Source organism: Pseudomonas fragariae (ex Marin et al. 2024) (genome assembly GCF_059621105.1).
Window position 1 is genome coordinate 4,350,974 of the sequence record NZ_CM184369.1, and the last position, 15,548, is coordinate 4,366,521.

A 15,548-nucleotide genomic window follows, 5' to 3' on the forward strand; every position below is an offset into this window, starting at 1 on the left:
ACAGGCTGTTGTGACGAAAAACCGTCACAACGGCCGTTCAAAACGGCTTTTTAAGTCAAGGAATTGCCGATTTTTCGCCACTGTCAGAGAGATGGCGTCAGCTAAACCACTGATTTTAATAAGTCTGGCCAAAAATGAACCGAATGGCACCGCGTCCCCTCTAACCCAGCCAAGCCAGCAATATGTGCTGAGGAGCGAAGAGATGAATTTTCCTACCCAGACCCATGCAATCGACTTCGATACGGCTGAACTGCAACGCCTCGGGTTTAGAAATCGACCTGACGCCGTGCTTCCACCCCCGTCACTGCCCGAGCTGATCTATCAGCTTGGGCGACAATTGCAGACCAGTCTGGAAGCCGAGCGGATACTGACCCTGTTTTTTCAGGGTGTACAACGCTTCCTGCCATTGAGCGGTCTGATGTATCGACATATCGAAAGCGACTTGCACCTGCGTCTGGGCGAGATGTCATCCGACAGCGCCAGTTTTCACCTGCGTCACGAAGGCAAATGCATCGGCGAACTGGAGTTTCAAGGCTCCAGGCCATTCGACACGCGGCAATTGAGCGACCTTGAATCGCTGCTGGTCTGCCTGGTGTACCCGCTGCTGAATGCGCTGCTGTACCGCATTGCCACGCAAACTGCCCTGCGTGATCCGCTGACCAGCACTGGCAACCGCATCGCCATGGATCAGGGCCTGGCCCGAGAAATCGAAATTTCAAGGCGCCACAAGCAACCGCTGTCCCTGCTGATGCTGGATATCGACCACTTCAAGAAAGTGAATGATGAATACGGTCATCACACCGGCGACGATGTGCTGAAAACCGTTGCGCAGAGCCTGAAGGCGCAACTGCGCAATATTGATCGGGTGTTCCGCTATGGCGGTGAAGAGTTCGTGGTGATTCTGTCCAATACCGGCGCCGACTCCGCCGAACTGATTGGTCAGCGTCTGTGCCAGGCGGTGCGCAATCTTGAGTTTCGCGAACTCAGCCCGGCGTTGACCATGACCGTGAGCCTGGGTTGCTCGACACTGCTGCCGACGGAAACAGCCGACAGCTTGCTGCGCCGTGCCGATAATGCGCTGTACGTCGCCAAGCGCGAAGGCCGTAACCGTATCGCCATGGCCAGCTAGCACTCTCTCCCGCCTTTTCGCCCGCCCCTACGCCTCCAGCGCGGCAACACGTCCTCGCGGCTTGACCCTGTCCAGTTGCATGCAACGCTCAAGAAACAGGTACATGTAGTCGTAGCTTTTGGTAACGGCCTGACGCAGCTCGGTCTGCAATTGCACACTCGGCTTGTTGCCCACCAACGTACAAATGATCTCGAGCGCCTCCCAAGGGTGAGCGTCGTCGTATTGCGCATGCATCTTGAGCCACTTCATGGCCTTCTTGCGGGTCTCTTCAGGAAACGCTTCAGCATACGCACCCGTTGAACAGACCACGGCTGACCATTCGCCCGTCGCCCCTTCAATAGCGTAGTTGGTAGCCGCCATCGCCACGGCCAGCGAATCCGACGAGCTGGTCTGCCAGCACCAGTGGCTCAGCGCGTGCAACTCGGGCGCTACCCGCTGATCGTGCAAGTCCTCAAGCGTCACATCATGCGCCGCACACCAGTTGACCCAGTAGTCGGCATGATTGAGTTCGACGCGAATATTGCGCATCAGCCAGCGGCGCGCCATGTCTTCACCCGGGTGACGACCGAAACGGGTCTTGGTGAGGTTCTTGGCCATGTACACCGCGAATTGTTCGACGACTGGCCATCCGCCGATCAGGTAGTGGCGCATGATCTGCGGACTCAGCGTCGCGTCACGCATCTGCTGGTACAACTCGTGCTCGACCACCCGTGCTTTTGCAGCGCTGCAATCCTTGATCAACTGCTGCGCCCAGGCCGGATAACTGCTGGCTTCCATGAGCGGACCGGTTCTATCGAAAGCATCGATCACTGGGGTATCTCCTTATGAGGGTTTCAACTGATTAACGTAGCGTTCCTGGCGCGCCGAACATCAGGGGGTCAGGCCGTACGGGCTGAATATAAAGACTCTCGCAAGTGAACAATTCAGGGCGGGAAATCAGATAGCCTTGTGCAAAATCCACGCCCATTTCCTGCAACGCAGATTCGATCTGCGGCGTTTCAACGTATTCAGCAATAGTGCGCTTGCCCATGACATGACCGATATTATTGATCACCTCGACCATAGCCTTGTTGATCGGGTTGTCGAGCATGTCCTTCACAAAACTGCCATCGATCTTCAGGAAATCCACCGGCAAGTGCTTGAGATAGGCAAAAGACGACATACCCGAGCAGAAATCATCAAGGGAAAACTGACACCCCAATGCCTTCAACTCGTTAATGAATCTGATCGCACTTTGCAGGTCGGCAATCGCACTGGTCTCGGTGATCTCGAAGCAGATCATCCCGGGCGATACGTCAAACGTCTTGAACTGCTGTTTCAGGTATTCGAGGAACGTATCATCCCCGATACTCGATCCAGACAAATTTATAGCACATAGTGCCTGCGGCACCTGATGCCGATCATCACTCTGGCACTGGGCAATGACTTTGAACACATTGTGTACCACCCAGCGATCGAGGGTGGTCATGAGGCCGTAGCGTTCGGCGGCCGGAATGAAATTGTCCGGTACGACCATTCGTCCAGACTCGTCGCGCAGGCGCAAGAGGATCTCAATGTGTCGTACTTCGCCCACTTCGCCCTTTATTGAGGCGATTTCCTGCGCATAAAGGCAAAAGCGATTCTCGTCCATTGCCATGTGCAGCCGCTGTATCCAGGCCATCTCGCCGAAACGCATCGACAGCGTCAGGTCATCCACACTGTAGGCCTGGACTCGGTTGCGACCTCTTTCCTTGGCCATATAACAGGCCATGTCTGCAGCAGACAATGATCCTTCCAGAGACGCAGGTGTATCGCCGAGGTGTACCAGGCCAATACTGACGGTAGTCATGAATGGCCGACCTTTCCACATGAAATGCAGACGCTGCACCACTTCGCGCAACGCCTCGGCCATATCGAGCGCCGTTTCGGCAGGACAATCGACCAGCAACACACCGAACTCGTCGCCTCCCAGCCGGGCCAGCGTATCCCCGTCACGCAAGCCCTGCGGCAAGGCCCGGCACAGCTGGCGCAGCAGTTCATCACCCGCCGCATGACCACCGGTATCATTGACCAGCTTGAACTGGTCCAGATCGAGAAACATCAGGCAATGGCTCCGGCCCTGACCGCAGTCTTCGTCGAGCACTCGCTGCAAACGGCGTTCGAACTCGCTGCGGTTGACCAGGCCGGTCAGCGGATCATGGGCAGCCTGCCACGACAGATCGGCGATGTACTGCTGCTCCTGGGTCATGTCATGCAGCACCAGCACCGCGCCACTGATCACGCCTTCGGTGTAGATCGGCGTGCCGACCAGCGCCACCGACACCGTGCTGCCATCAAGCCGCTGGATCAGCTTGCTGTTGGCGCTGCCGCCCTTGAGCTTGCCGGTGATGATCTGCTCGACCAGCGTTGACTGATCCTTCTGATCGTTTTCATCCAGCAGATTGAACAGCGCAGCCAGCGGAAGTCCGCTGGCCTGAGTGCTTTTCCAATGGGCCAGGCCCTCGGCGGCGGGGTTCATGTAGACGATGGCGCCGGCCACATCGATGGTGATCACCCCGTCGCCGATGGACTCCAGCGTGATCTGCGCACGCTCCTTCTCCAGTTGCAGGGCATCGGCAAACACGCGCCGCTGGACGATCAGACGGCGCACCCGCAGCAGTGCCAGAAGAATCAATACCACGGCGGTGATCAGATTGACCGCTATCAACAGGTTGAGGATCAGCCTTGAGCCTTCGCCCAGCGCATCACTGAACGCACGCGCAGCAGGCGTGACGCCTTCATTGATGACATTGATCTGCTCGCGCCATTGATCGACCTCGGCGGCGCTCACAGCCCCCTGACCGACCCGGTCGTGGATGTGCCGGGCAAGTTCGTCGAGCTGCATGAGGTAGCCATCACCCACTTCCCAGAAATGAATGGCCTGTTTCATGAAACTGAAGTTGTGGAAGTTCAGGTACATCCAGATGATGCCATTCACATCATCCGGGTGATTGCCACCCTGAATGATTCCGCCTCTGGCATCCGCCAGGGACGGGATGGGCTGATCGAGCGCCTTGCGCAGCGCATGGCCGCCCTGAGGTACGGAAAAGGCTTTTTGATACTTGAGGTAGTCACGCTCATCATGCCGATTGGCGTACAGGCTCAGGTAGTGGATAGCGTCCTTCTGCCCCTTGGACCAGAGACTCTCCCCGGCCACATAGCTGCGCACGGCAGACATGGTGTAGAGACTGACGCATCCCAGCAACGCCTGAAACAGCGCGACGGCAATGAAAGGCCATACGATGCCCAACAGACGGGGCTTGGAGAAGGTCCATGGTTGCTTCATGGGTTTCACGTCACCACATGCCTGAATAAACGTCTAGCGCAGAGACTAGGCTAAATTCGCCCATGATGGCAGGTGAATCTCCCGCAATCGAGCCAACCTGTGCGCTGATCGAGGCTTGGCACATCAGATTTGTTGCAAATGTCCGTACAGTTTTGCGTACAGACCTCCATCGGCAATCAACTGCTGATGGTCACCGTCCTCCGCAATACGCCCGCCATCAAATACCAGTACCCGGTCAGCCTGCTTCACGGCCGACAGGCGGTGGGCAATGATCAACGTCGTGCGGCTGCGCAGAAAACGTGCGAGTGCCTGATGCAGGTTGTACTCGGTGGCAGCATCCAGCGCCGAGGTGGCCTCATCGAGGATCACCACCTTGGGGTCGGACAGGACCATGCGCGCGATTGCCATGCGCTGGCGCTGGCCACCCGACATTCTGACTCCGGAGCGTCCGACCACGCTGTCCAGACCCTGTGGCAGATCGCGGATCGCGGAATCGAGTTGCGCAACTTCCAGTGCACGCCAGCAGGCTTCATCGCTGCAGTCGCGGCCCATGGTCAGGTTGGCGCGTACGGTGTCGTTGAACAGGGCCGGATGCTGCAGTACCACGGCGACGTTTTCGCGCACGGTCTCCAGGCCGATATCCTGCTGGCTGACGCCGCCAAAACGGATCACGCCGGTGCGCGCCGTATAGAGTCCCAGCAGCAACTGCACCAAGGTGCTCTTGCCACCCCCGCTGGCACCGACGATGGCGACTTTTTCTCCCGGCGCAATGTTCAGGTTCAACTGGTCCAGCACCAGGTCTTCGCCATAGCCAAAGGTCAGGCCACGGACCTCGACCCCTACGGTTTCCTTGCCCTCGAACGGGTCGGTGCCGCCGGCATATTGCGGCTCGTCGGCGCGCGCCAGCAACTCGTTGATGCGCGTCAGCGCCCCGCCTGCCGCGTAGTAGGCGTATTGCAGGTTCAGCAGTTGCTCAACCGGCGTCATCATGAACCACAGGTAACTGAACACCGCGAGCATCTGCCCGATGGACAGGTCCGAGAACAGCACGGTAAGCATTGCCGCGGCGCGAAAGATATCGATACCGAACTGGAACAGCAGCCCGCTGGCACGGCCCGAGGCGTCGCTTTTCCACTGTGAATTGATTGCGTAGTCACGCACTTCCTGCGCGCGTACGCCCAGGCGTCCCAGAAAGAAGCCTTGTCTGTTCCCGGCCCGGACTTCCTGAATCGCATCCAGCGTTTCGCTCAGTGCCTGGGTAAACCGCGACGTACTGTCGTTCTCCAGCTTCTTGAGGTGCTTGACGCGCTTGCCCAGTTTCACCGTGAGCAGGATGACCAGCGGGTTGAACAGCATGATCAGCAGCGCCAGTTTCCAGTGCATCCACATCAGAATGCCTGCAGTGCCGGCCAGGGTCAGCGTGGCCACCAGCAGGCGGCTGAGGGTTTCACCGACGAACTTGTCCAGCGTATCCAGATCGGTCACCAGATGCGTGGTCACCGTACCGCTGCCCAGGCTTTCGTATTCACGCAGGGAAATGCGCTTGAGCCGCTCGATCAGCCGCAGCCGGATACGATAGACGATGTCCTTGGCCAGCCCGGCGAACAGCCGCGCCTGCAACACATTGAACACCAGCGCCCCGACCCGCAGCACCAGCGTCAACGACAGCATCAGGCCAATGTAGCCCGCTGCCTTTTGCCAGTTGCCAGGTAGCAGGTGATCCATGACCTTGAGCGCAGCATCGCCACGGCCCAGCAACACCTCGTCGACCAGCAACGGCAGCAGCAACGGGATAGGCACACTGCACAGCGTGGCCAGCACCGCGACACCGTTGGCCAGCCACAAGGATTTTTTATGCCGCAAGGCAAGACGACGGATCTCGGCCCAGCTCAATGCGTCGCTGCGTGTGGCGTGCGGCTGTCGGGCAGCCTCAGGCACTTCATCATGCACTGGCTGCACGCTCCAGCCATCGACCCAGCAAGGGCGAAAGGCTGCTCAATGGCTGATAACCGTTGGTCAGCAGCGCCAGCTGACCGTTGCGCTCTGCCAGCAGGGTCGGGAAGCCGGCAATCCCCAGATCCTGTGCCCAGGCGAAATCGGCGGCGGTGGCCGCCTGGCGCTGCGGACTTTCGAACTCATCGGCAAATGCCTGACGCGACAGCCCTGTCTGCTCCGCGAGCTCAGCCAGCACCGACGGACGCGTCACGTCACGGGCCTCGTTGTAGAACGCCCGCTGGATGAGCCCGACCAGTTCCCAGGCGCGGTCCGGGTCCAGCTGCCGTGCCGCAGTGACGGCAAGGCAGGCAGGCGTAGTGTCGTAGACAAACCCTTCCGGCAGCGCCCCTTCGCGAAGAAACGGCTGGCCGGTAGCCTCTTCGACCGCCTGCCAGTGCTCAAGAATGTAACGACGCTTGGCAGGCTCCAGCGCAGCACCTTCAGAGCGCAGACCGCCCATGACCAGATGCAGCGGCACGCCCGCCGCCCGAGCCTGTTGCACCAGCGCGTCGGCAACCGGAGCAAAGCCCCAGCACCAGGAGCACATCGGGTCCATGACATAGATCAGGCGGGCAGACATGGCTCAGGCCTCGGAGGGTAAACGATAGTTGCGACCGATCGGATGCGGCTGATTACGTGCCTTGGCCAGTTCGATCTGCTTTTGCCGGTCGATGGCGCTGCGACGCGTCTTCTCGCTCAGCGAATCCCAGCAATGCGGGCAACTGACGCCAGGCGAGTAATGCTCGCTGGCGCGGTCCTCGGCACTGATGGGCGTGCGGCAAGCGTGACACTGATCATAATCGCCTTCGGTCAGGTCGTGGCGCACCGTGACCCGATTGTCGAACACGAAACACTCACCGCGCCAGTGACTTTCCTGCTCGGGGACTTCTTCCAGATACTTGAGAATGCCGCCCTTGAGGTGATAGACCTCTTCGAAGCCCTCGCCGAGCATGTAGCTCGAGGCTTTTTCGCAACGGATGCCACCGGTGCAGAACATGGCGACTTTCTTGTGCACTGCCGGGTCGAAATGCGCCTTGATGTATTCCGGAAACTCTCGAAACGACGTGGTCTTCGGATCGATGGCGCCCTCGAAGGTGCCGATCGACACTTCGTAATCGTTGCGGGTATCGATCAGCAGCACTTCAGGATCGCTGATCAGGTCGTTCCAGTCCTTGGGCTCGACGTACGTACCGACGCTCTTGTTCGGGTCGACGCCTTCGACGCCAAGGGTCACGATCTCTTTCTTGAGCTTGACCTTGGTGCGATAGAACGGCTGCTCGTCGCAGTAGGATTCCTTATGGTCGATATCGATCAGGCGCGGGTCGCTCTTCAACCACGCCATCAGGCCATCGATGCCTTCGCGACTGCCGGACACCGTACCGTTGATGCCCTCGTCGGCAATCAACAGCGTGCCCTTGATGCCGTTGTCGACCATCGCCTGCAACAGCGGCTCGCGCAGTTCCACGTAATCGCTGAGGGTGACGAACTTGTACAGCGCAGCCACGACGATCGGCTGAGTCATCGGCTCTTGAGTCATGTATCTCTCCAGTGGCGACCCTCGCAAAGGGCCTACCGGGTAAAAAAATGCGGACCAAAAAAACGCACCGGCCAGGCGGCGCGGTGCGGATTCTAGCAAAAACCGGAGTGCAGCAGACAGCTCGGCGGGGCAATCGCCCCCGGCAAGGGGGCAGGATCAGTAAAAAGCCCTGATCAATGCCCGCCGGCGCAGGTCGGTGAAGCAGGCGCTGTACCGACCTTCGACCATTCTTCAGGCGTGTAGGTGTGCAACGCCAGTGCATGAAACTCGCCCATGAGCGGGCCCAGCGTGGCGTAGACCTTCTGGTGCCGCTTGACCGAGTTCAGGCCCTGAAACTGGTCACTGACCAGAACCGCCTTGTAATGGGTCTGCTGACCACGACTGTGCATATGACTCTCGTCGAGTACTTGCAGGTGGTGCGGTTGCAGCAGCGCAAGCGCCGACTCGATTCGTTGTTGCATGGTCATGATGGAAATCGCCTGTCAGGGCTTTTTGGCCGGAGCCGGAGCAGCTGCCTTGGCAGGTTCCAGTTCGGCAGTCATGTCAGCCAGCAGCTTGTTGACCACCGGAACAGCGCTTTCCAGCTTGCTCTGGGTCAGCTGGGCCGACTGCTGAGCCAGCTCAGGCATCTTGGTCATCACTTTCTTGCCCAGTGGCGACTGGTAGAACGCGACCAGATCCTTCAGCTCGCTTTCGGTGAAGTTTGCGGTGTACAGCTTGACCATCTCGGGCTTGAGCTTGTTCCAGCCAATGGCTTGGTCCAGAGCGGTGTTGGCCTTGGCCTGATAGGTTTCAAGCAGGGCTTTCTTCGATGCAGGTGCCTTGGTTTCAGCGAAACGCTGAGCGAACATCTGCTGAACCTGAGCGTAGACCGGAGCGCCCAGGCGATCGGCGTTGGCAAGCTTCAGGAACGTTTCGGCGCTCGCGTTGTGACTGGCGGTGTCGGCGAAGACCTGGCCGCTGGCACAGACCAGGGCTACCGCGGTACAAATGGCACGAAGACGGGTCATCGAGTTTCCTTATCTAGCAAACGAGGCATTACCCCAGGGCCGACCATTCTGCGCTTATCTGGGCTTTTGGCTCAACCCCCGGTTCACCCAGCGGTTAAAAAGCACTGCGCGGGAACCCTGTGGGCATATGGACACCTAACCCTGCAACGCACTTAAAGGAGTAAGACCAGTGAGCCGCACCGAAACCGATAGCATTGGCCCGATCGAAGTCCCCGAAGATGCCTACTGGGGCGCGCAGACCCAACGCTCACTGATCAATTTTGCGATTGGCGACCAGCGAATGCCGCTGCCCGTCCTGCACGCACTGACCCTGATCAAGAAAGCTGCCGCACGGGTCAACGATCGAAATGGCGACTTGCCTGCCGATATCGCCCGCCTGATCGAACAGGCCGCCGACGAAGTGCTCGACGGTCAGCATGACGCGCAATTTCCGCTGGTGGTCTGGCAGACCGGCAGTGGCACACAGAGCAACATGAACGTCAACGAAGTGATCGCAGGCCGCGCCAACGAACTGGCTGGCCAGGGGCGTGGCGGCAAGTCACCGGTTCACCCCAACGATCATGTCAACCGCTCGCAAAGCTCCAACGACTGCTTCCCGACGGCCATGCACATTGCCACTGCCCAGGCGGTCAAGGCGCAGCTGCTGCCGGCCATCGCCGAACTGTCCAGCGGGCTGGCCGAACAGGCCGCGCGGCACATGAAGCTGGTCAAGACCGGGCGCACACACATGATGGACGCGACGCCGATCACCTTCGGCCAGGAGCTGTCCGGGTTTGTCGCGCAACTCGATTATGCGGAAAAAGCCATTCGCGCCGCCCTGCCCGCCGTCTACGAGCTGGCTCAGGGCGGGACGGCAGTCGGCACCGGGCTCAATGCGCCCAAGGGCTTTGCCGAGGCCATTGCCGCAGAACTGGCGGCCCTGTCCGGACTGCCATTCGTCACCGCACCCAACAAGTTCGCCGCGCTGGCCGGTCACGAGCCACTTGCAGCGCTGTCCGGCGCACTGAAGACGCTGGCCGGCACACTGATGAAGATTGCCAACGACCTGCGTCTGCTGGGCTCAGGCCCGCGTGCCGGTCTGGCAGAAGTCAGACTGCCTGCCAACGAGCCCGGCAGTTCGATCATGCCCGGCAAGGTCAACCCGACCCAGTGCGAGGCCTTGTCGATGCTCGCCTGCCAGGTCATGGGCAACGACGTGACCATCGGTTTCGCCGCCAGTCAGGGCCACCTGCAACTGAACGTGTACAAACCGGTGATCATCCATAACGTTCTGCAGTCGATTCGCCTGCTGGCCGACGGCTGCAGCAATTTCAACGAGCACTGCATCGCGGGCATGGAGCCGGATGGCGAAAAAATGGCCGAACACCTGGAGCGCGGCCTGATGCTGGTCACCGCACTCAATCCGCATATCGGCTATGACAAGTCGGCGCAGATTGCCAAGAAAGCCTACACCGAAGGTCTGACCCTGCGCGAAGCGGCATTGGCGCTGGGTTACCTGACCGATAAAGAGTTTGATGCCTGGGTGCGGCCGGACAAAATGCTCGAGGCAGGCAGTAATGGCTGATGCCAGAAGCGGCGCAACGCCACTGGAAGGCAATGGCAAACGAATCCTGATGGTCTACGGCACGCCGAAGGCCATCAGTTTCTGCCACGCCCTGGGTGACGCCTACGCGCAAACGGCGCGTGGCGAAGGGCATGTGGTGCGGGTCATCAAGCTGGGCGAACTGGACTTCGATCCGATTCTGCATAACGGCTACGATCAGACTCAGACACTTGAGCCCGACCTGCTCGAAGCCCAGCGCCAGATTCACTGGGCCGAGCATCTGGTCTTCGTCTATCCGGTCTGGTGGGGCGGCTTGCCGGCGTTGTTGACGGGCTTTTTCGACCGGGTGTTGACGCCCGGTTTTGCGTTCAAGGTCCACGGCCGCAAGCACTCATCCAATGAACTGCTTCGCGGCCGGACAGCTGAGCTGCTGGTCGCCATGGACACGCCGCCGCGCTACTTTCACTGGATCTACGGCGCGCCGGCTCACCGCCAGATGGTAAGGACCATACTCGGCTTTTGCGGGATAAAGACCAAACGCCTGACCGAGTTTGCTCCGGTACACAGCGCCAGCGAACAGCAGCGCCAGGAATGGATTATTCAGGCGCAGGGGCTGGGCAGACGCTGATCTGCCCCGCCACCCGCCAGTCAGGCCTGCGCCAGCCGGGCCTTGCGTGCCCTGAGGCCGGCGACCAGCGAAGGGCCAAGCGCAGTCAGCGCCGACCCGGCCACCACCAGCAGCGCACCGCCATAACCCAGCACGTTCAACTCTTCAGCCTGCACGTAATCCGGCCACAGCCAGGCGGCAGCCGCCACGGCGGTCAGCGTGACCAGAGGCGTCAGCGCAAGCGTCGCACTGACCCGCGAGGCCTCCCAGTGCGCCAGCGCTTCGGCAAAGGCGCCGTAGGCCACCAGCGTGTTCAGACAGCAGGCCAACAGCAGCCAGCCCTGCATCGGGCTCAACAGCAATGCCTCGGCAGGGTGCGCCCACGGCGTGAGCAACAGGGCGCAAAACAGGTAGATCACCATCATCACCTGCAGCGAATTCCATACCGTCAGAAGCTGCTTCTGACTCAGCCCGTAGAACGTCCAGATGGTCGAGGCCAGGAGCACTACCAGCACGCCCAGGGTGTAGTCGCCCAACGAGGTGAAAAGCTCCACCAGACGCTGATTGAAAAAGAATCCGAAGCCCACCAGCAGCACCATCAGGCCGATGCCCTGCCCCAGACTGAAACGCTCCTTGAACAGAAAGATGCTGCTGATCAGCAGAAAAATCGGACCGACCTGAACCAGCAATTGCGTGGTGCCCGGGCTCAGCAGGCGCAAGCCAATGAGGTACAGCACATAGTTGCCGACCAGACCGAACACGGCCAGCCCGACCAGCACCCTGCCCTTGCGCCCCAGCACCTTGAAGCTGGGCAGGCGCTTGACCGAGGCCAGCCAGATGAACAACAGCGCCCCGGACACAGCCAGGCGGAACCAGGTCACGGTCACCGGATCCATCACCTGCAGCACCTGCTTGAGCTTGATCGGCAAAATGCCCCACAGCAGTGCGGTCAACAGTGACAGGCAGAGGCCATAGACCCAACGACCAGACGAGATGTGCATTGCAACTTCCGCGAGAGATAGAACAGAACACCCATTCTAGGCGCTGATCGGCAAAGCAACAGTTACAGCTGGATGCAGTTAACGACGCGAATTGTGTTCCTTACCCCTGGCCGCCGTGGTTGCGCTGGTAGGTCTCACTGCCCATGGCCTGAATCTGACCTTCGATCAACGCATCGAACGGCTTGAGCAACGCCTCGAACGAGGCAGGTGCTTCCAGCGTCTGCAAGGTGTGCACGATGGCCTCGAGCGTCGACAAGGCATCAGGGCCCGGCGCCTTGCGCAAGCGATAACGCGAAACAGGCGCGGCGCCCGGCGTCACCCTTGGCAGCTCGGCGAGCAAAGGGTTGAGGTGCAGCAATTTGCGCGCCTTGCGCCAAGTGCCATCCGGCACGACCAGCAGCATGGGCAGCGAATCCTGTGCATAAGAAGTCAACGTCTGCGCAGTGTCCCCCGGAAACAGCAATCGCGCTTGATAGCCAGGCGGATTCAAAAGCGCTTGCAGATCGTCGAACACTTCGCCCACCAACAACTGCGCATTGACCAGACCGAGCGAGGCCAGTCGGGCGGTGTTCAAGGCATGACCGACTTCATCCGGATGCTGCAGGATCAACACCCGCGTGCGGCTGTCCAACTGCGGAATCAGGGCGCACAGACAATGCGTGGCAGGACGCAGGCAACGTTCACAACGGGCACGGGACATCGATGGGTACTCGGTCAATCTCACACGGTCAAAAAGGCTGCGCTGCGCGACGAATCAGCGTTGCCGCAAACCGCCTGTCGAACAGCCGTGCATTTTAAACAAATCAGCACCGCAACGGCGCGGCAATCCACAGCCGCAACGGCGATTTGAGCTAGCCTCATGGGTCTGGGCTGGAGAAATGAAGTACGCCTGCTGTATCTGACAAGATCCACATCAGGGGCTTTCATGAATCGCGAAGAGATCAGGCAAAAGGTGTTCGACGCCCTAGGCATCATTCTAGTGGACAAGAGCGCCATTCAGGATGACGCCACCTTCGTCGATCTGACCCTTGATGACGATGATATCGAGCTGTTTTTCCTCGCGCTGGAGGAAGCCTTCGATTTCACCCTCCCTGAAGCCATCAGAACACAGGCAATCACCAGACCAGAGCAGTTTGCGCTGCACAGGATCATCGAGCTGATTTTTTTATTGCAGGAGGCGAAAAAGGGATCAGCAAAGCCGGGGGAAGAGACAGGACACCAGCATTGAACGCCAGCCCTTGTATCGGGACGCCCTGTGCGCCCCGACGAAACTCAACATGCGCATTACCCTGTAGCGAGGGTCAGGCGAGAAGCTTACCGGCGTTGGCGGCGACGATCATCGTCGGCACGAACCGGAATGGGTTGCAGTTTTGGGCGTTCTATCAAACCCAATGCAACGCCTACATCGTGGAGCCATTCTTGCAGTTTGCTATTCATAGAGCCCCCTTGAGGGAAATACTCGGCAGTCGATCCGTACTCATCACTCACTAGAGATCATAGAAGCAAATGAACTGTTAGCCGAGTGCAACGGGAAACAATTTTCCCGATGGAGTCAATGTGACATTTGTGCAGCGTAGCTTCTAGTCTTTGCGACGGACGGCCTGTTACTGAACATTACGCCGGGCAGTCGTACGGCTCAGTCAGGCGGGCTGATCAGGCCATCATTATCGGTCATCGCCCGCTCCAGCAAATCGGCAGGCAGACTCTTGCTCGCGCGCGCGCCCAGCAGTTTGAGCTGTTCACTGCGGCTGATCAGGTTGCCGCGCCCTTCCGTCAGCTTGTTGCGCGCCGCCGAATAGGCCTTGTCCAGCTGTTGCAGGCGGTTGCCGACCTCATCCAGATCCTGAATGAACAACACGAACTTGTCGTACAGCCAGCCTGCCCGCTCAGCGATCTCACGGGCGTTCTGGCTCTGACGCTCCTGCTTCCACAGGCTGTCAATCACCCGCAAGGTGGCCAGCAGGGTCGTAGGGCTGACAATCACGATGTTGCGGTCGAAGGCTTCCTGGAACAAATTCGGCTCGGCCTGCAGGGCGGCGGAAAAGGCGGCCTCGATAGGCACGAAAAGCAGAACGAAATCCAGACTGTGCAGCCCTTCGAGACGCTTGTAATCCTTGCCCGACAAGCCTTTGACATGGTTACGCAACGACAGTACGTGCTGCTTCAGCGCAGCCTGACCAATGACTTCATCATCGGCAGACACATATTGCTGGTAGGCCGTCAGGCTGACCTTGGCGTCGACCACCACCTGTTTGTCGCCCGGCAACATGATCAACACGTCAGGCTGAAAGCGTTCGCCGTCCGGCCCCTTGAGGCTGATTTGCGTCTGATACTCACGACCCTTTTCAAGCCCGGCATGCTCAAGCACACGCTCCAGGATCAGCTCGCCCCAGTTGCCCTGGGTCTTCTGCCCCTTCAAGGCGCGTGTCAGGTTGGTCGCCTCATCACTCAACCGCTGATTCAACTGCTGCAGACGTTCAAGTTCCTTGGCCAGGGAAAAGCGTTCGCGCGCTTCGTTCTGGTAACTCTCCTCGACACGCTTTTCGAACGACTGGATACGCTCCTTGAGCGGCGTGAGCAATTGGCCCAACTGCTGCTGGCTGGTTTCAGCGAAGCGCTGCTCGCGCTCATCGAAAATCTTGCCCGCCAATTCGGCGAACTGTGCACGCAGCTCATCACGGGAACCCTGCAGATCGTTCAGGCGCTGCTGATGGCCATCCTGCTGTTCACGCAGCTCAGCGTTAAGCGCCGCACACTGCGCATCAAGACGACGCAGTTCTGCCTCTCTGGCGGCACGCTCATGATTCCAGTCCTGGGCCGTTTCGCGCGCGTTATCGCTTTCCTGACGCAGCAACTCGACCTCGCGGCGTAACGCGGCAAGATCAGCCTGCTTGGCCGCATTGGCCTGACTGAGGTCGCTGACCTCGTCACGACACGCATCCAACTGGGCATTGAGACCTTCCTGCGCCATTTGCGCCATGCTCAGACGCTCATCGAGCAGCGCGCTCTCGGCCTGACGAGCGGCCAGACGGCGCTGCAGATGCCAGAGCAGAGCCAGCAAGGGCAGCGCTGCTGCGGCGAGCCCCAGTAACAGGCTGTTCAGGTCCAGTGCCATAAAGACTCCATGCGGGCTGAATAATAACGGCCAGCGGCAGTTTGGGTAGGGCGTGCGGATAGTGCAGCAGAAACACCGTCTCGGGCGAGACGAAATCAACAGGCGGGCATAAATCGGGGGAACGGATTGTACGCGTTTTCAGCGCAGCGCACAGCCCCTATTAGGGGGACATTTTCCTCGGGACAATCCACAGAAGCTGTGGATAACTCAGTGGACAACCCCCCTTTAACTTGCGCAAACGCAAGCAGCATGGGGCCTGCGCTCAAACTGACGATTTTTTCACCAGCTAAAAAAAACGATGTTTTTC

15 protein-coding genes are annotated in these 15,548 nt (G+C 59.5%); 4 read left to right on the forward strand and 11 right to left on the reverse strand.

Going from position 1 to position 15,548, the window contains the following annotated elements:
* Positions 1-202: 202 nt before the first annotated feature.
* Complete coding sequence (locus AC54XV_RS18795; protein WP_024640836.1) at positions 203-1,129, forward strand: GGDEF domain-containing protein; 927 nt, start codon at positions 203-205, stop codon at positions 1,127-1,129.
* A gap of 27 nt (positions 1,130-1,156) precedes the next feature.
* Here AC54XV_RS18795 and AC54XV_RS18800 read toward each other — a convergent pair whose 3' ends face one another.
* The 7 genes from AC54XV_RS18800 to AC54XV_RS18830 all read right to left on the reverse strand — a co-directional run bounded on the left by AC54XV_RS18800 (position 1,157) and on the right by AC54XV_RS18830 (position 8,975).
* Positions 1,157-1,939, reverse strand: coding sequence for an iron-containing redox enzyme family protein (locus AC54XV_RS18800; protein ID WP_024652842.1), 783 nt, complete (start codon positions 1,937-1,939; stop codon positions 1,157-1,159).
* A gap of 31 nt (positions 1,940-1,970) precedes the next feature.
* Positions 1,971-4,433, reverse strand: a complete 2,463-nt coding sequence (locus tag AC54XV_RS18805; RefSeq protein WP_024660915.1) for an EAL domain-containing protein — start codon at positions 4,431-4,433, stop codon at positions 1,971-1,973.
* A 123-nt stretch (positions 4,434-4,556) separates the two neighbouring features.
* Positions 4,557-6,383, reverse strand: coding sequence for an ABC transporter ATP-binding protein (locus tag AC54XV_RS18810; RefSeq protein WP_011268570.1), 1,827 nt, complete (start codon positions 6,381-6,383; stop codon positions 4,557-4,559).
* Entirely contained in the window at positions 6,376-7,008 is a 633-nt protein-coding gene (locus AC54XV_RS18815) for a DsbA family protein (RefSeq protein WP_003404247.1), read from the reverse strand. Before AC54XV_RS18815 ends, AC54XV_RS18810 begins: the two co-directional genes overlap by 8 nt.
* Positions 7,009-7,011: 3 nt before the next feature.
* The gene (trhO, locus tag AC54XV_RS18820; protein ID WP_032607335.1) at positions 7,012-7,950 is read right to left on the reverse strand and encodes an oxygen-dependent tRNA uridine(34) hydroxylase TrhO; all 939 of its coding nucleotides are present in this window, start codon (positions 7,948-7,950) and stop codon (positions 7,012-7,014) included.
* Between the two features lie 188 nt (positions 7,951-8,138).
* Complete coding sequence (locus tag AC54XV_RS18825; RefSeq protein WP_003404250.1) at positions 8,139-8,432, reverse strand: BolA family protein; 294 nt, start codon at positions 8,430-8,432, stop codon at positions 8,139-8,141.
* A 15-nt stretch (positions 8,433-8,447) separates the two neighbouring features.
* On the reverse strand, positions 8,448-8,975 hold the full coding sequence (locus tag AC54XV_RS18830; protein WP_003314637.1) for a DUF2059 domain-containing protein: 528 nt from the start codon (positions 8,973-8,975) through the stop codon (positions 8,448-8,450).
* 169 nt (positions 8,976-9,144) lie between these two features.
* On the opposite strand from AC54XV_RS18830, the gene AC54XV_RS18835 reads away from it, so the two are divergent.
* Positions 9,145-10,539 carry a class II fumarate hydratase gene (locus AC54XV_RS18835; RefSeq protein ID WP_024640839.1) on the forward strand — a complete coding sequence of 465 codons (1,395 nt, stop codon included), beginning with the start codon at positions 9,145-9,147 and terminating at the stop codon, positions 10,537-10,539.
* Positions 10,532-11,146: an NAD(P)H-dependent oxidoreductase gene (locus AC54XV_RS18840; RefSeq protein WP_011268572.1), complete on the forward strand. Its 615-nt coding sequence runs from the start codon at positions 10,532-10,534 to the stop codon at positions 11,144-11,146. Before AC54XV_RS18835 ends, AC54XV_RS18840 begins: the two co-directional genes overlap by 8 nt.
* A gap of 20 nt (positions 11,147-11,166) precedes the next feature.
* On the opposite strand, the gene AC54XV_RS18845 is transcribed toward AC54XV_RS18840, so the two are convergent.
* Both AC54XV_RS18845 and AC54XV_RS18850 read right to left on the reverse strand, forming a co-directional pair.
* A complete protein-coding gene (locus AC54XV_RS18845) occupies positions 11,167-12,126 on the reverse strand; it encodes a DMT family transporter (protein ID WP_057457137.1) in 960 nt (319 codons plus the stop codon).
* Between the two features lie 100 nt (positions 12,127-12,226).
* Complete coding sequence (locus tag AC54XV_RS18850) at positions 12,227-12,826, reverse strand: tRNA-uridine aminocarboxypropyltransferase (RefSeq protein WP_060406625.1); 600 nt, start codon at positions 12,824-12,826, stop codon at positions 12,227-12,229.
* 225 nt (positions 12,827-13,051) lie between these two features.
* On the opposite strand from AC54XV_RS18850, the gene AC54XV_RS18855 reads away from it, so the two are divergent.
* Positions 13,052-13,354, forward strand: coding sequence for a hypothetical protein (locus AC54XV_RS18855; protein ID WP_024638875.1), 303 nt, complete (start codon positions 13,052-13,054; stop codon positions 13,352-13,354).
* Between the two features lie 86 nt (positions 13,355-13,440).
* Here the strand turns inward: AC54XV_RS18855 and AC54XV_RS18860 are convergent, their stop codons facing one another.
* Together AC54XV_RS18860 and AC54XV_RS18865 are read right to left on the reverse strand one after the other, a co-directional pair.
* Positions 13,441-13,563, reverse strand: a complete 123-nt coding sequence (locus tag AC54XV_RS18860; protein ID WP_003418154.1) for a PA1414 family protein — start codon at positions 13,561-13,563, stop codon at positions 13,441-13,443.
* 199 nt (positions 13,564-13,762) lie between these two features.
* A complete protein-coding gene (locus AC54XV_RS18865) occupies positions 13,763-15,127 on the reverse strand; it encodes a DNA recombination protein RmuC (protein ID WP_161429162.1) in 1,365 nt (454 codons plus the stop codon).
* Between the last annotated feature and the right edge of the window lie 421 nt (positions 15,128-15,548).

Bases quoted from the DNA above. Each gene is read 5' to 3' on its own strand.
- AC54XV_RS18795 (WP_024640836.1), top strand. From the start codon at position 203: ATGAATTTTCCTACCCAGACCCATGCAATCGACTTCGATACGGCTGAA.
- AC54XV_RS18805 (WP_024660915.1), bottom strand. From the start codon at position 4,433: ATGAAGCAACCATGGACCTTCTCCAAGCCCCGTCTGTTGGGCATCGTA.
- AC54XV_RS18815 (WP_003404247.1), bottom strand. From the start codon at position 7,008: ATGTCTGCCCGCCTGATCTATGTCATGGACCCGATGTGCTCCTGGTGC.
- trhO (WP_032607335.1), bottom strand. From the start codon at position 7,950: ATGACTCAGCCGATCGTCGTGGCTGCGCTGTACAAGTTCGTCACCCTC.
- AC54XV_RS18825 (WP_003404250.1), bottom strand. From the start codon at position 8,432: ATGACCATGCAACAACGAATCGAGTCGGCGCTTGCGCTGCTGCAACCG.
- AC54XV_RS18830 (WP_003314637.1), bottom strand. From the start codon at position 8,975: ATGACCCGTCTTCGTGCCATTTGTACCGCGGTAGCCCTGGTCTGTGCC.
- AC54XV_RS18840 (WP_011268572.1), top strand. From the start codon at position 10,532: ATGGCTGATGCCAGAAGCGGCGCAACGCCACTGGAAGGCAATGGCAAA.
- AC54XV_RS18845 (WP_057457137.1), bottom strand. From the start codon at position 12,126: ATGCACATCTCGTCTGGTCGTTGGGTCTATGGCCTCTGCCTGTCACTG.
- AC54XV_RS18850 (WP_060406625.1), bottom strand. From the start codon at position 12,826: ATGTCCCGTGCCCGTTGTGAACGTTGCCTGCGTCCTGCCACGCATTGT.
- AC54XV_RS18855 (WP_024638875.1), top strand. From the start codon at position 13,052: ATGAATCGCGAAGAGATCAGGCAAAAGGTGTTCGACGCCCTAGGCATC.
- AC54XV_RS18860 (WP_003418154.1), bottom strand. From the start codon at position 13,563: ATGAATAGCAAACTGCAAGAATGGCTCCACGATGTAGGCGTTGCATTG.